Annotated in this window: 7 protein-coding genes; 2 read left to right on the top strand and 5 right to left on the bottom strand. The window is 71.5% G+C overall.

Annotation, left to right across the window (positions count from 1 at the left end; all coding sequences use genetic code 11):
• Entirely contained in the window at nt 1-6,420 is a 6,420-nt protein-coding gene (locus tag AB0K60_RS19795) for a hypothetical protein (protein WP_364056559.1), read from the bottom strand.
• A 205-nt stretch (nt 6,421-6,625) separates the two neighbouring features.
• On the opposite strand from AB0K60_RS19795, the gene AB0K60_RS19790 reads away from it, so the two are divergent.
• Complete coding sequence (locus AB0K60_RS19790; RefSeq protein ID WP_364056554.1) at nt 6,626-7,477, top strand: hypothetical protein; 852 nt, start codon at nt 6,626-6,628, stop codon at nt 7,475-7,477.
• Between the two features lie 62 nt (nt 7,478-7,539).
• Nucleotides 7,540-7,848 (top strand): hypothetical protein, encoded by a 309-nt coding sequence (locus tag AB0K60_RS19785; protein WP_364056551.1) that lies wholly within the window; start codon nt 7,540-7,542, stop codon nt 7,846-7,848.
• Nucleotides 7,849-8,089: 241 nt separating this feature from the next.
• On the opposite strand, the gene AB0K60_RS19780 is transcribed toward AB0K60_RS19785, so the two are convergent.
• The 4 genes from AB0K60_RS19780 to AB0K60_RS19765 all read right to left on the bottom strand — a co-directional run bounded on the left by AB0K60_RS19780 (nt 8,090) and on the right by AB0K60_RS19765 (nt 15,778).
• Nucleotides 8,090-12,919 (bottom strand): FtsK/SpoIIIE domain-containing protein, encoded by a 4,830-nt coding sequence (locus AB0K60_RS19780; protein WP_364056548.1) that lies wholly within the window; start codon nt 12,917-12,919, stop codon nt 8,090-8,092.
• Entirely contained in the window at nt 12,894-14,123 is a 1,230-nt protein-coding gene (locus AB0K60_RS19775) for a hypothetical protein (protein ID WP_364056545.1), read from the bottom strand. The genes AB0K60_RS19780 and AB0K60_RS19775 overlap by 26 nt, the downstream gene beginning before the upstream one ends.
• On the bottom strand, nt 14,120-14,662 hold the full coding sequence (locus AB0K60_RS19770; protein ID WP_364056542.1) for a sigma-70 family RNA polymerase sigma factor: 543 nt from the start codon (nt 14,660-14,662) through the stop codon (nt 14,120-14,122). The genes AB0K60_RS19775 and AB0K60_RS19770 overlap by 4 nt, the downstream gene beginning before the upstream one ends.
• Before the next feature lie 270 nt (nt 14,663-14,932).
• Nucleotides 14,933-15,778 (bottom strand): ricin-type beta-trefoil lectin domain protein, encoded by an 846-nt coding sequence (locus AB0K60_RS19765; protein ID WP_364056539.1) that lies wholly within the window; start codon nt 15,776-15,778, stop codon nt 14,933-14,935.
• Nucleotides 15,779-16,244 lie beyond the last annotated feature (466 nt).

Below are 16,244 nucleotides of genomic sequence, written 5' to 3'. Positions count from 1 at the left end.
TCACCCTTGCTTCTTCGGGTCGGGTTGGGTCTGCGGGTGGGGTTCCGTCTGCGGTTGCGGGTCGGCTTGCGGACCCGGGCCGGGCTGAGCAGGCGGTGGGCTGGTCGGCGACGTTGGCTGGTACCACTGCGGGGCGAACGTGTACCGCATCCTGGGGGCCAGGAACACCGTCGCGAAGTACTTCTCCAGGAACTTGAGGGGGGCCTGCAACAGGTACTCGGTGACGCCGTAGCGGTGCCAGAACCGGCCGTCGCCGCCCGCGGTGATCGTGTGCCTGACCGCGCCGAGGCCCGCGGCGGTGGTCACCCCGGCCAGCGCCGTGATGCCGCCGGCCGCTAGGGCGTCGGCGCCGGAGAGTACCCGAACTTCGGTATGACCTGGGATGATGCCCCACACGGCCGCGTTCATGCTGCCGTTGACGAAGCTCGTGATCGGGTTGAGCAGGGTGGTGAAGAGATAGTCGTACGTGCCGCCGCGCCAGCGGGCGGGAGACTCGTTGCCTGCCCACTCATTGCGCCAGGTTTTGTCGGCGTTGTACGGCCGCATCGTGCCGGGTTTGCCGCTGTCGATGCTCCCGATGCGGGTTTTGAAGGTGTGGGTGGCGCTTCCGCGGATGTCGTGCATCACGCTGCTCGCGCCGCTCTTGATGCCGCCGGAGATCGCGGCGTTGGCGAGCGACCGCAGCGCGTCCTGAGCGTTGAACGGCCTGTTCTGCGCTGACGCGATGATCGCGTTGATGCCCAGGTTGGCGGTGAACTCCAGCAGAAACTCCTGGCCGAAGTCCAGCAGCATCCGTTCCCCCACCAGCTGCGAGTACGGCTTGTAGGCGGCCTCGCCGAGGCTCACCCGGCCGCCCGAAGGCGACGGGAGTCCCTGAACTCCGTCGAGCGCGGCCTGGAAGCGTGCGGAGTCCACGGACACGGCGCCGCCCCACGGCAGGCGCTCGGTCTCGCGAATCCGGCGGCCCCAGCCACGCAGATCGCTCATGACGCCGCGGAAGTCGTACTCGCTGCCGGTGAGCCGCATTCGGCCCTCCGGGCCTCTTTCGAACACCCATCCAGAGACGTTGCGCTGGGCGATGAGGCGACCGGTGCCGTCGTAGCGGCGCCACTGGCCCCGCCAGGTGTCCGTCTCCAGGAATGTTCCGTCGCCCAGATCAGCGCGTTTGCGGACCACGATGCCGTGATCGAACTCTTTCCAGGTGCCCGGAACCGGGGCAGCGCCGCCGCCCAGCATGTACTCGCGCACCCGTAGCGGGCCGTCGTTCCAGGACAGGTGAGGCGGCACCTCCCGGACGACCTGCGGATGGCCGCCGTTCGCGGGGTGGAACTCGTCGCGGAAGTGTCTCGCCCCGTCGAACCATCGGTCTCCCCAGGTGCGGGTGTTCGGGTCCCACCACCGGCGCACCTGCCGGCCCTCGCCGTACGGCACCACGTTGCCGGCCGCGTCGTACTTCTGCACGAACCAGCGTTCCTGCCCGGTGGCCGGATCGGTGCCCTTCCACGCCTGCACGAACCTGCCGCCGTCGAGCATGTCGGTCTCGCGTATGAGGGCGCCGGCGGCGAAGTCGCGGAAGGAGTCGTCCCAGGGCAGCGACGGATCCCGTGCGCCACGATAGGAGACGCGCAGGCCCTCGCCGATAACGTTGCCCTGGTCGTCGCGGGCCGTCCAGCGCCAGGTGGCGGAGTCCGGCGAGCCTCTGCCCTCGATGCTGATCCGGGCAGGAGCGGGGCCGTCCGGAGCGGCCGCATGCGGCCAGTCGTCCTGCCGGGCGACGACGAGCCCGTGTGCGTCGCGCTGCGTCCAGGGGCCGCCCGGCCGCCCGCCCGGCCCGCCGTTCTCCGGCAGCGGGTACGGCGTTCGGTACTGGCGGATCGAACCGTCGGAGAAGCCTTCGCGGGTCACCAGCCACGGGCCGTCGTCCGCCGCCCGGAACCGGTCCTGCCAGATGGGCATGTCCGCCCGGGCGCCGGGCTGGGCGGGGTCCATGGTCACCCGGTAGCCGCTGCGGCCGGGTTCCTGCCACGGCACCGCGTGTTCGTTCGGGGCCGCGTAGCCGGGCGGGGTCGCGTGGTCGCCGACCTTCAGCATCCCGCCGTCGTACAGTTTGGTGGTGGCGCGGACGAAACGTCCGTCCGCGGCGAGGTCGACGAAGCCGCCGTCCAGGGTGATGTAGCGGAAGCCGCTTCCGGGGCTTGCTCCCCCCTCCTTGACCCAGGTGTGGATCTGCAGCCGGTTGTCGGTCCGCAGGTAGTGCAGGGCGGGCTCGGGGTCGGCCATGCCGACGACGGCCTTGCGCACCCACAGCGGGAGTCGTTGCTCCGACCAGCGAGTGACGGAGATCATGCCGTCGCCCAGCGCCGTGTAGGCGCCGATCATCTTGCCCTGCGATGACTGGAGTTGCCAGGTGGCGGCGGGTCTGCCCGCTGCGCGGTCCCAGTCGTATTCGAGGTAATGACCGGCAGACTGCGGCCGGTGGAATCTGCCCCACTGCTCCTGCACCAGGGTGCCGTCGGCGAGCTTGTCGGTCCATCCGTCATCTTTGTGCTGGGTGCGCGGTCCAGAGCCCAGTTCGCGGTCGAGGCCGTCGAACCGGTGCCAGGTCCAGCCCGCGTCCTCGCCCTTGCCCTTGATGGCGATGACGTATCCGAGTCTGCCCTCGGTCTTGTGCAGGCCATAACGGAACTCCCGCAGGAAATCGCCGTGACTGTCATAGTCCCGCCAGGCCAATCCGGACGTGTCGTGGACGCGAATGCCGTGACCCTTCATGGTGCCGGAGTCGTTCCAGCTCACCCAGGTGGTATGCCGGGAGGTGAAGCCGAACCGGGCGCCCGTGGGACGGAAGGCGTCTATGACGACGCCACCGGGCAGAGTACGACGCTCGAGGACCTTCACCTTGCCGCCCAGCTCGGTGTAGAGGCGGATGCGTTTGCCGTCGGCGGAGACATCGGCGAAGCCATGGTGGAAGACGCTGGCAGGGCCGCCGTGCTGCGGATCATCCGGGTTCCGCGTGTACGTCCAGGTCGGGCGTCCCTGCGCCGGGTAATCCACGACGTACTGGCCACGCGTTGGGCGACCGTTTTTGTTGATCTCGTTGATGGCCTGGCGCAGCAGCCTTCCGTCGAAGGACTGGACGGTGTACTCCCGGGTCCGGGGGCCGTGAGTGAAGGAGACCTTCACCGAGCCACCCGGCAAGATCTCGACGGCGCGTCCGCTGAGAACCTCTCCGGTGGCGTTCTCCAGTCGGGCCTGCACGCCCTGTCCGTCGGATCTGATCACGACGAAGGTCCCGTCCGGCCCTGGGCGGCGTGTGAGCAGGGGTTCGCCGTCGATGCCGTATCGGATGTAGGAGCCATTCACAGTGGTGTCGATGACTCTGAGCGTGCCGACGGGCTCTTCGACGAGGGTCAGGTGCGGCTGGTGCGTACCGGCGTTGTCGACGACGCGCAGCACGCGCGACCCGTCCTGCCCGATCGTGACGCTGACCCACCGGTCCGGTACCCCTTCCGGCCCGCGCAGCCGCGTCCCGTCAGGCACCTGGGGCACGTCCCGCTGTCGGGAGCCCCCCGCCACCGCCCGCTCCTGACGAGCCCGGCCCAATTCGAGCATGCTGTTGGCTCGGCGGGGCGGTTCCGGTGCGTTGTCGGCCCTGTGCAGGGGGGAGTGGGGCATGGAGTCGGCCCTGTGGAGGGGGTGGGGCTGGGGGTCGGCTTCGTGGAGGGGGTGGGGCTGAGGGTTGGCTTGGTGGGAGGGGTTGGGGGCGCTGTTGGCTCTGTGGAGGGGGTGGGGTTGGGGGTTGGCTTGGTGGGGGAGGTTGGGGGCGCTGTTGGCTCTGTGCAGGGGGTGGTGCTCGGGGTCGGCCCTGTGGAGGGGGTGGGGCTGGGGGTTGGCTTCGTGGAGAGGGTGGGGCTGAGGGTTGGCCTGGTGGGAGGGGTTGGGTGCGCTGTTGGCTCTGTGTAGGGGGTGGGGCTGGGGGTTGGCCTGGTGGGAGAGGTTGGGTGTGATGTCGGGGGCCCGGGGTGGGACGGTGTGGGCTTGAGGTGGGATGGCGGGCATGCCGTCGATGTCCCGGAGCGGGACGATGGCGGAGGTTTCGTTCGCGCGTGGAGAAGCGGGCGGAGGCGTGGCGGTTCTCGTGTCGCCGATGGTTCTCGGTGTTCCCCTGGGGATGTCACCGCTCGCCATGGCCGGCTCGGGGGTGTTCGTGGTACGGACTCTTCCGCCGTCGCTCAGCAGCGCGAATGCGGACGTCACGCGGTCGGCCGGTCCGTCCGGCGAGATCGTCGCGGATGCTGGGGAGGGGGTCGGCGTGCTCGCGGTCAAGACCGCAGGGGAAGGGGGTGGCGTGCCGGCCGCGATGGTGGTGCCTACGGGCGGAGGGGGTGCCGCCGATGCGGCCATGGCGGGAATCGGGTCGGGCGTGGCCGGGGTCGACGCCTGCCCTGCGGCGACGTGGGCGGTGGGTCTTGGGGCGAACTCGTTCAGGTGCAGGTTGACCTGGTTGGCGGTGAGGGCGTGGACGATGGGGTCGTCGAGGTGGGCGGTGGTGCCGATGGCGGGGGTGTCGATGCGGCTCACCGATGGGGTGGCGAGTAGGCCCAGGGCGCTCGGCTGAAGCGCCGACGCGTTGCCCGTCGTTCTCAGCGCCCCCGCCGCGCCCATGTCGGCGGCGTGCACGGCGGGTACGACCGCGGGGACGCCGAACGCATGGACGCCGGGGGCCACGTCGTACACCGAAACGAGACCGAACTCTCCGCGTGTGCCGCGGGCCACGTCGTACGCCGGAACGAGACCGGACTCTCCGCGTGTGCCGTGGGCCACGTCGAAGACGGGTGCGGGGCTGAGGTCTCCGTGTACGCCGTGCGGCGTGAAGGTCAGGCCGCCCAGGTCGCCGTTGCGGATCGCGGTGAGCTCTCGGATGGGCATGTCGAGTCCGCGGGTGGCGACGTTCAGGGACGCTTCCAGTTCGAGCATCCCCAAGGGCCGCCACGTCGTGGCGCCGAGTTGGCCGGCCCTGGTGAAGGGCGGCGGTTCGAGAACGCCGCCCGCGCCGGGCGGTAGCGAAAAGTCGTCGAGGGCGCGCCGAGCGGTCGCCAGGTCGACAGGGTCGACACGGACCATGTTGACCATGAAGTTGGTGTTGTGGCCGAGTGCCATCGCCCCGTAGGTGGGTGGCATGTCGCGCAGCGCGTCCTTGTAGGCCGGCGGCGCGGGGATCGCGGCGGCGCCTCGGCCGAGGGCACCGACCAGTGGGGCGCCGAACAGGTACTGGAACTTCAGGCCGCGTTCCACGAAACCGATCCGCAACGCGCCCTTGAGGCCGTAGGCGCCGATCTCCATGGCGTCGACCGGCAGGATCAAGCGCAGTCCCTTGGCGCCGCCCAGGTGTCTCCCGGCGAACTGCCACATCGGTGAGTTCGTCCGGAACACCTGGCCCGGAATGCCGGCGATCACCCCGGGCAGGGCCCGGATGCCGTGGTAGGCCCCGGTGGCGCCGTTTCTGAGGGCCGTGCCTATCAGACGCGGCGTGTCTTTGAGGGGGGTGATTAGTATCCACAGCGGGCCGGCCCTGAGCCCGTTCGGGGATGCCAACACGAAACGGCCCATACCAGGTGCGAACCGGTAGGAGGAGAAGGCGCGGCGTGCCACATCCCTGGTCAACGTGTAGACGAGGTGGGAGGAGCCGCGCGAGATACCCTTCCCGATGGTCTTGCTGAGCAGTTGACCCACCGGGAACGCCCTGGTCGTCGGCGCGATGATCCCCAGGGCGGCGAGGAAGACCGCGAGAGCGTCGGCCTTTCCGTTGGCGGCGTCCACCATCGTTTTGACGAAAAGCGTGAAGTTCAGCCCGATGGTCAGCAGCGCGACCGGCCCGCCGAAGATCAGCGCGGGAAGGACCAAGGCGACGGCGATCCATTTGAAGATGTTCCAGAACTCCTCGCAGCTGGAGATCGGCCGCTTGATGCCGCGTGCCGCCGACCGTATCGCCTCCCCGGCCGTCTTGCCCGCCTCCGCCTGGGCTTCGCCCGCCAGGCGGGCGGTCGTGGCCAGTTCTTCGCGGCGCGGGTCGTCTTCGGGCAGCCCGCGCCCCTGCTCCAGCGCGTTGTCGGCCCGCCACTGCTGGTCCCGCATGACGGTGATGTAGGTGTTGAGGGCCTGCGCGGAGGTCTCAAAGGCGTCCGCGAAGCTCTGGACGAAGTCGCGCAACTCCCCGCTGATCTTCTCCCGGAGCGCGTCCGCCGTCTGCCCGGTGAACGCGCCGTCCGTCTTGTTCAGCACGGCCACGAACGCGTCGTCGATTTCCCGGGCCACTCTGCCCAGATCGTTGACCGAGCGCAGCAGCTCGTCGAGGCGGTTGGGGTCGCCAGGGGTCGGGTCGCCAGAGAGTCCGATGGCGTTCCAGTCGGTGGGTCGCGGCATGCCGATTTCCCTACGTGGTTTCCGTGCCGGTCCTGGTGCGGTGCGGCCGCCCGCATTTGGCAGGACCACGATCGAGGCGGTGAAGCAGTTCATGAAAATTTCTGTGAACCGGTCCGCCCATCCGATCGTGGTCGTGTCGTCCACGTCGTCCGCGCCGCCCGCGCCCCCCGCCGGACGGTCACAGGAAGTTCTCCCGGAGGCATGGTTGGCCGATTTCGCGATGCAGTACAGCACGTTGCACGAGGCCAAGAAGGACATGCACGATCTCGCCGGCCGCGTCGGGCCGACGCTGAATGACGGCGTCTTCGCCGATCTGGGCGCCGGCGAGCGGGGCGACGCCGAGGCGGTCTTCGGCAACGAGGACCTCGCCCTCGGCTTCCGCAGCCTCTATCGCCTGGCCAAGGGCCCGATGAGCGATGCCGAGAAGCAACTGAGGGAACTCGGCGACCTCTTCGGCGCCGTGAGCGACGCCTTCTTCGAGGCGGACGCGCAAATCGCCGCCGGCATGGGGGCCATGGGCTCCACGCTGGGTCTGAGCGACTGGCTGAACGATAAGGCCGCTTGGGACTACCGAAACGAGCATCTTAGCGAATGCGTTCCGGGCGCGGACGGCACAATGCCGGACTTCTGCAAGGCGACCGACCCCGGCCCGCCTCCGGTCGACCAGTACATCGCCACCGAGAACGGCGGGGTGCGTACGCGACTGACGCTCGACGACGAGTACCACGTGATGAAGGAGGAGATGACCGTCACCAGCGGTGACCAGAGCTACACCACCACCACGACCTACAGCGACGACCGCCGCTCCTACACCACCACGACGGTTCTCTCCGGCGGCGGCACGACCGTCTCGGAGGTCAAACTCGACGAGCATGGCGGCGGCACCATGATCGTCACTGACCCGGACGGCGAGAAGACCGAGTACCGCCGCAGCGGCCCCGACCAGAAGTGGGAGCCCACCAAGCCGCCGCCCGGATCCGGCTCCGGCGCGTCGAGTTCTGGCGCGGGCCGGCCGGCGACGCACCCCGCCGGCGGGCCGTCGCGTGGCCTGCTCTGACCACACCCGCTCTGACCACACCCCCACCCCCGGAAACCGATACCCCAAAGGAGGGACGACCGATGCCACTGGATATCGGGCTGGACTACGAGAAGATCGATGCCACGTCGAAGCGGCTGAACTCGGCCGTCGACACCATCAACCCGATGCTCGGCGACCTCAAGAACGACGTGAGCACGCTGCTCGACGACGGTCTGGTCTTCCAGCAGTCGAGCCCCGCCATGGAAGAGGCGTACAACAAGTTCAACACCAACCTCACGGCCGCCATCGAGGGCATCCGGAACTACGCTCAGCAGTTCAACGACATCAGGACACAGATCGAGACCATGGACGGTGAGTGGGCCGCCGCCATCAAGAACAGCGGCAGCTGAGCCGCATCGGCCATCGGCACGGCTCGGCGGGCGACCCCGCCGGGCCGCGCCTTGTTCGTTCCCTGTCTCGTACGGCACCGGATCTCCGATCGCTGTCATCGTGCCCGGTGGCCCGGGACTCCTCAGCCCTTGCGAGAGCGACGGCCTCTGGCTTTACCCGCCGGGACAGGCGACAACCCGGTAGCCCCCGTGCTGAAACCGGCGGGGCCGCGGCCTTCACCAGACCGCGGCCCCGCCGGTTTCAGGCGTCGGTGCGCAGGGGCGTGAGGGGTACCTGGACGGCCAGCACCCCGCCGGACGGGCCGGCCGTCCAGCCGCGGCCCGCCGACGGGTGCGACCGGGTCAGATGCGTCGGCAGGCGTACGCCGATCAACTCGCCCTCCTGCAGGCTCTTGGGCGCAAGCAGCAGGCCGCGCCGCGTGCGTCTCGCCGCCGTCGCCCAGGTGCCCATCGCCGCCTGCAGCGCGTCCGCGGGGCCGGCGTACAGCAGGCCGAGGCCGTGGTCGCGGCCGGAAACGGCGATCTCCTTCAGCACCCGGTCGCAGGCGGGCATGCCCAGCAGGTCGGCGTCGTCGAGCACCACCACGGCCGGCCCGTCGGTCTCCTCCAACGCTTGGCGGACCTCCTGCTCGGACGGGTCGATGTCGGCGAGCACCCGTGCGTACGCGTGCCGGTCGAGCGCCCGCAGCGGCGAGTCCCGGGGCGTGAGCACCACCAGCGCCGTGCCGCCGGCCAGCAGCGAGACCGCCAGCGCCGCCAGCGTGTTGCTGCGTCCCGTCCCGGGCGGCCCGAACACGCCGAAGACCGGCACCGACGCGGCGAAGTCCACGCCGATCGGCCCGGCGTCATCGCCGCCGAGCCCGAGCAGACCCCACATGGGCCGCCGCAGCTCCGCCGGAACCTGCTCGTAGGCCGCGGCGAACTCCACCGACCGGGGCAGCGCCGCCACCCGGAACGGCCGCCGCGCCGCCGGCACCCGCGCGTCGCGCCGCCTGGCCCGCTCGCCGATCGCGTGCAGCGCCTCCACCTGCTCCTGGCCGCCGACGCCCGCGGCCAGCAGCGCCACCTGCGTCTCGGTACGGGTGAGCATGTGCCAGCCGCGGCCGGGCGGCACCAAGGAGGGCACCATGGACGGCGCCAGCCCGATCAACTGGTAGTCGGTTCTGTCGCCCTGCCGCAGCAGCAGCTTGTGGTCGTTGTGCGCGGCGAGCCGTCCGCCGAGCAGCGACCGCTCCGAGGTCGCCACCACGTGCACGCCCATCGCCGCGCCCTCCCGCAGCAGCCGGGTGACCAAGTCGAGCAGCCGGCCGTGGTCGTGCTCCTCCAGCACGCCCGCCAGCGCGTCCCAGCCGTCGATCAGCAGCAGGATGTGGGCGGGCCGTTCCGACGCCGGCAGCGTGGCCCGCAGTTCGCCGATCCCGGCGACGCCGCGGGCGCTGCACCGCTCCTGGCGCTCGGTGAGCACCGCGATGAGCCGGTGCAGCAGCCGCTCGATGCGCTCGGTGTCGTGCCGCGACACCACCGCGCCGCAGTGCGGCAGCGCCTCCAGCGCGGCCAGGCCGCCGCCCCCCGCGTCCAGGCCGTAGATGTGCACGTCGGCGCTGCTCGCCGTGCGGGCGGCCGAGCCGGCGAGCGTGCGCAGCACCTGGGTACGGCCCGAGCGCGGCGCCCCGATCACGTACAGGTGGCCGAACACGGCGGTGTCGGCCGTCGCGACCCGGCGCTCCTGCAGCTCCGGGATGTCCTCCAGCGCGTACGGGATCGGTGGCACCCCACCTTCGGTTCGAGCCCCGCCGACCTCGGGCAACTCGTCGAGGAGCACCTGTTCGGCCAGCGGCGGCAGCCAGGGGCTGGGCTGCGGCGTGAAGTCGTCGAGGGCCTGCGCGGCCTGGCGTGCGGCCGCCACCAGCGCCTGCAGATCGGTGGGCGGCAACTCGACCGGGATCCTCTGGTCCTGCTCGGGCGTGGCCGCCGACGCGGCGGGCAGCGCCGCCGGGCGCCCCAGCCTGCTCCAGGACAACTCGGCCGCGCGGACCGGCGCGCGCGGACCGGCGCGGCGGGGCTCCTGCCCGCCGTCGCCGCCGCGGGGACGCTCGGCGCCCACCCAGGCCGACTGGAACGGCAAGGCCGCGTGGGGGCCGAGCCGTACCAGCGCCCGACCCGGCGTGGTCGAGGGGATGTGCACCGCCTCGCGAGAGTCGATGATGTCCTGGCTCTCCGTCGCGTCGGTCACCCGCAGTGCGATCCGCAGGTTGGTGTTGGCCCGGATGTCGCTGGTCACGGCGCCGGCCGGGCGCTGGGTGGCGAGGACCAGGTGGATGCCGAGCGAGCGGCCGCGCTGCGCGACGCCGATCAGACCCGGTACGAAGTCCGGCACCTCCCGCACCAGGGTGGCGAACTCGTCGATCACCAGGATGAGCCGCGGCAGCCGGGGGAGCGACGGGTCCGCGGCCCGCTTGGCCTGATACTCCGGGTGGTCTTTCGCGGCGGCGTCGTTGAGTATGTGCTCTCGGCGGCGCAGCTCCGCGCCGAGCGACTCCAGTGCGCGTTTCACCAGGTGGGCGTCGAGGTCGGTGACCATGCCGAGGGTGTGCGGCAGCTCGGCGCACTCCCGGAAGGCGCTGCCGCCCTTGTAGTCGACCAGGACGAACGTCATTTCGTCGGGGCGGTTGGCCGCCGCGAGGGAGGCCACGAACGTCTGCAGCAGCTCCGATTTGCCCGATCCGGTGGTGCCCGCCACCAGCCCGTGCGGGCCGTCCCGCACCAGGTCCAGCACGAGCGGACCGTCGTAGCCGGAGCCCAGCACGAACGATGTGCTGCTCGGCCGTTGCCGCCAGCGGTCGAGCAGGGCCGCGGGCGTCGGCGGCTCCAGGTCCAGCAGGTCCAGCAGGCGCACCTGACGGGGCAGCCCGCTGTCGTGCTCCGGGCTGACGTCCCGGATCGGCGCCAGCGCCCGCGCCACCTCCTCGCACCAGCCCGGCTCCACCAAATCGGCCCGTACGTCGGCGACGTCCGGCGCTCCCGGGAGGCGCACCGTGAGACGGTGCTCGTCGGCGAGCACGACGGTGCCGCACTCCTCGGGGAGCAGGCGCGGCTTTTCGTCTAGGCAGATGGCGAAGACCCGGACGTGCGGCCCCGCGGTGAGGATCTGCACCATGCCGGGGACGTCGCGCAGCCGCCGGGCGCCGTCCACGATGACCAGCACGTCCGGGTCGGTGAACATCGCCTTGCCCATGGACGACCCCAGCGCCCGCTGCCGCGCCTCGACCTGCGCGACCAGCTCGGTCACCCGATTGGCCACCGACTCGGGGTCGTTGCCGACGCACACCACAGGGCCGCCCGCGTACCCGCTGGGAGACCCACTGGCAGACCCGCCCCCAGATACGCCGGCAGACCCACCGGCAGACCACGGCCGCAGGTGTGGCAGCCATCGCGCCCACTGCCAGCCCTCGGCCCGTGCCGGGTCGGTGAGGACGACGATCCGCACATCGCGCGGGCTGTGCAGGACGGCGGCCTGCGTCACCATCCAGCGGGCCAGCGCCTGCACCGCCGCCGGTGTCCCGGCGACCCCGACCACGCCGTGCTCGGGCACCTCCACGCCGATCGGCACCTCGGGGATGGTCCAGCGGATCGTGCGATGGTTCTCATCGCGGGACGGATCCTCCAGTTCCTTCATCGACGGCTGGTCGACGGTGCCCAGCCGCAGCATGAGATGGTCCGGGTCGGCGCGACGCCGTTCCCACAACCTGCTGCCCGGGCCGCAGGCGGTCAGCGCCACCGTCGCCGGGTCAGGGGCGGCGAGGCCGCGCGCCCGCCGCTCCCGGTCCGCGGCCTCGCGCGCCTCGGCCCGCACCGCCGCCAGCCGCCGCCGGTAGGTGGCGAGCAATTCCGCGTACTGCTTGCGGTTGTCGCGCCGACCATTGATCCAGTTCGCCAGGGCCAGGACCGGCGTGAAGAACACGAAGACCAGGTAGAAGTACGACCGGAACACCCAGACCAGCACGAAGCCCAGCACCACGGGGGCGATGACGATCAGAAGGGGGAAGGGCCGCCGATGCGTGCGGGTCGGCGGGATGGGCATCCGCAGCCGGCCGGTCTCCAGGTGCGGGGGGATGCGCGGCGGCCGGTTGTAGTCCAGCCCGGCGCCGTCGGCGGAGGGTGTCACCGCGGCGTCGGCTTCGACCGGCGCGGACAGGCGCAGCAGCGCCGACCCCACGACGAGGTCCTCGTCCACCGGCCAATCCGTGGCGCCCGGCGGCAACCGGCGGATGTTCTCCGCGCCCCCGCGGCCGCCTACGCCGCCATCCCCGTGCTCTCCGCCACCGCTTCCACGGGTCCCGCCGCTTGCGTGAGTCCCGCTGGTTCCGCTGATTTCACCACTTCCGCCGATTCCGCCGATTCCGGAGTCGGCGATCGCCGCGCCATCGTGGCCGCCGTGCCCCTCGTGCCCGGCGGCGCCGGGAGCGTCAGGGGGAGAGGCCACCGTACAACGGCGCACCTCGCCCGTCCACGTGCCGGTCTCGGGGCCGCTGCGGTGCCAGTACGCGGAGCCGTCCGGGCGTACGGTCACCCACAGCCCGCACTCGGGCACGTCCGGGCCGCCCAGCCGGATGGCGCACTCCGAGTCGGAGCCGATCTCGTGGCTGCCGGGAGTCAACCGCCAAATCCGCCCCGCACCGGGCCCCGACACCAGGTGGACCTCGGCCACAACGGGGGCGTCGGCCTCGGGCGGGCCGCTTTCCCGCCAGACGTGCGCCTCCCGCGCGGCGGGTCCACCGAGCCCCAGAACCGTCCCCATGCGCACGCCGGCCGAGGCGACCGGCGCCGCAGGGTCCAGCAGGCGGCGCCCCAGATAGAGTCCCCGGATGGGCGCCGGGCCACCGTCCGGGCGCTCGGCGCTTCGCCCGGCCGTCCCGGCCGAGGCGGGGTCGCTCTGGACGCTCTCCCGTCCGCGGGGTGCACGGTCCAGGGCCGCAGCAAGATCGGCGACGGTCGCGTGCGGGGGCAGGGCGAGCAAGTGGTCGCGGCGGACACCGTCCGCGCTGTCAACGGTGGTGACGGTGAGGTTCAAGGGGTCCTTCCAAATGTGCACCTTGTGCCTTGCTGACGGGCGTCGTGCCGCCGGGCGCTTTGCCGGTGGGCGTCGTAGGCGGCGGACGCAGTGTCGTGCGGCGCGCGGCCGGCTCCTGTGCCGCCGGGTACCCAGGGGTGGGCCCCGCCGCGGTGCGGGAGGAGCGGGCCGGGTCCGTGCGCTTCGGCTCCTCCAGGTCTCCGGCGAGGTTTCCCGGCGTCGGGTACGGAGGAAACTGGCCGAATATCTCCGCGACGGCTGCGGGCAGGGCGAAGGCGTCGGCACACAGCGGCGTTCCGTGCACCAGCACCCCGCCGTCCCGGGCGGTCTCGACCAGCCGCGCCGTTCCGCGTGCCCCGTCCCCGGCGATCAGCCGTGCGCCGCCGACGGAGCGTCGTCCCCCAGGGAGCGTGGCGCACACGGCGAAGGTCGGCTCGCCGGAGATCGCCGCGTGGTGTTCCGCCGCGGCGATGGCCGTGACCGGGTCCGGGCCGCGGTAGTGGTCGTGGACACCGTCCGCCACCATGAGCGCGCGCGCCGGAAGGCGGGCGTCGAGCTGGGCGGCGATCGACTGTAGGACGGCGCGGGCGGTGCCCGGCTCGCCTCCGATCGATAGGGTGGCGGGGCCGCGGACCAGGTCGAGCAGCACGGCCAGCACCTCGTACTCGATATCCGTGCCGAGTGCCACCAGCAGCGGCGGAGTGGGCCGCAGGCTGATGGCGTACGAGGCGGGGGCCGTTCCGGCCGCGTCCGTACGGTCGATCCACCACAGCCCCGGGTCGTCTTCGTCCACGACCCAGGGCTCGCCGGGTGCGGGCAGGCCGCCTGGTCCGCCGGAGACCAGGACTCCGACGACGTCCCAGCCGAGGAGGGCCGCGTACGCCTGCAGTCCGGGCGACACGGCCTCAGCACGTAGCATCGCCTGCTCCGCGATGACCCATCCGTCCGGGTCCGACAACAGTTCGGTGAGCAGTCGCAGATGCCGTCGATGCCGACGTCGGCTCCGTGCCGGAGCGGTGATCCTGGCGACCGTCAGCTCGATTTCGGCGTGCAGGGCGAGCGTCACGACCCGCCAGCCGCCGTACCGGCGGACGGCGAGATGCATGAGCACGGCGAACAGGATGAGCACTCCGGCCAGGCCGAGCATCGTGGGCAGCCACGGGAGCACCGGCCTGGCCGTTCGCGCCTGGTCCGCCGGGGTCACGCGCCGCCCCTGCAGCAGCGAAGGCGGCGGCGGAGCAGCAGCAGCCCATGGTGGGCCCGGGACTTGACCGTCCCGCTGGGAACGCCGAGGACGCGGGCGGCGTCCTCACCTGTTCGGTCGAGCAGATGGACCTGTATGAGGGCGTCCCGGTGGGCCGGCTTCAGCGAGCGCAGTGCGTCGATCACCATCCGGCGATCCAGCGCCCGTGTCATCACCTCGTCCGATGCGGGCGCGAGGCCGGAGAAGTCGGTGGCGGAGATGCCGATCGGTACGGCCCGGTTCTGTCGCCAGTCGTCGATGAGGAGGTTGCGGGCCACCCGGAACAGCCACATGCGGATGGGCTGTTCCCGCCAGTCCAGGCGGCGGGCGAGTTGCCAGGCCCGCAGCAGGGTCTCTTGGACGATGTCCTCGACGTGGTGGGGATCGTACCCGGCCAGGCTCGCGACGAAGCGGTGCAGAGCGGCACGTTCGGCCAGCAGGAGTTCCTCCCATCGGTCCCCCGCATCGGTCCTTTCCGTCTCCGCGGCGTCGCTCTCCACTGCGTCCGACGTGTCCGGGATGTCCGCCCAGTCTGCAGGGCCCAGCGCCGCCGGGGCGTCCGCTGTGCCAACCGTGTCCGATGTGCCAACCGTGTCCGCCGTGTCCGTCGCGGACGGCTCAGGTGGTGCGGAACGGACGACGTGCCGTCCGGCGCCGCCTTCCGCCGGGCCGTGGCCTGGATCGAAGGCGTTGTAATGCGCCTTACTGCTCATGGACGCTCCCGCCAGTCCTCGTTCACCGTCGACGTCACGCACGCATCCATGTGGTGGTCACTGCTTGTGCCACTTTTGTGCGGTCACGCATCGAGTCAGCCGCAGGTGGGCACCGACGGCGTCCGTCCTGGTGACGTCGACGCACTTGCTGACGGCCGAGCTGGCCAGAACACCTGCCTTGTAGGTGAACCGCTGAGCCGGCGCGTTGTCGCAGCGGACCAGCCGCAGCGTGTCGCCGCTCGCGGTCGCGCCCGTGGCCGCCTCCATGCACAGGCCGATGGAGCGGATCGTGCCATCGGACCGGAACTCCCACCTCTGCGTCGCCGCGCCGGTGCAGTCCTGCAGCGTCAGCGAAGCGCCTTCGGAGGCCTGGGTCGCCCCGACGCAGCGGCCCGCGGCGTCCACGATCTGTACGCCCGTGGCGTCCTGGGCCGCCGCGCTCCCCTGGCCCGCCGCGTGCCCGGTCGCGCCCGCTGGGGGTCTCGGCTCATCGGTCCTTTCCGAACGGGGATTGCCGGGGCTGGGCGTCACGTGGGATTCACCCGTCTTGTCCTGCCCAGACGTCGGCCTGCCGGGCAGGGGTGACGTCGGCCCCGCCGAGGGCACCCCGGCAGTGGGGGCGGGAGCCGGGGCGGTCACCGTCGTCGTCGGACCCGCGGCGGTCACGGTCGTCGTAGGCGGTGCCGGCACGGTCACGGTGGGGGTGGGCGCCGAGACGGTGACCGTCGCGGTGACGGTAGGGGCGATGACCCGGCGTACGGGTGTCGCCCCCAGGGTCCTTTCCTTCTTCTCCGGCTTCTCCGGCGTGACGGTGGGTGCGGCCGCTGTGGCGGTCACCGTCGTGGTGGGCTGCGGAACCGTCACCGTCTGCGTGACCGCCGGCAGCGGGGCCACCGTGCGCATCGGCGGCGGGATATTCGCGGTCGAGCCCGTCGTCGGGTTCCCCGGCGGCAGGACGAGTGGCTGTTGCGGATCCGGCGTCCCTGCCGAGGGCCAGGTGGACGGCGGCATGCCACCCTTGGCCGTCGGCGCAATGGCCGCGTTCGACAGAACGGCCCTACCTGAACCCCCCGTCACCGGGGAGTTTCCCGTCGCCTCGGACGCCCCCTCCTGTGAGGACGCGAGCCCGCCGTTGAGTGTCATGTTGCCGGAGACGACGGAGCCGGCCATGAACATGACGGAGGCCAGGGTCACGGCGCCCACCACTATGACCCCCAGTCGCGCCAGGGGGAGCCCGCTGTGTTGCGGCTGGGGAGCGTGCCTGGCGAAGGTTTCGGCGAAGCGGCCGCCGTCGGGCTTCTGGGTTGGCGAGCCTGGCTCTTTATGTACGTGGGACGGGGACACGAAACCCTCCTAATGATCACGTGTT

The organism is Thermopolyspora sp. NPDC052614 (assembly GCF_040678635.1).
Taxonomy (GTDB): domain Bacteria; phylum Actinomycetota; class Actinomycetes; order Streptosporangiales; family Streptosporangiaceae; genus Thermopolyspora.
Note: the sequence above shows the minus strand (reverse complement) of the source record. Positions and strands in the feature narration are given on the sequence as shown.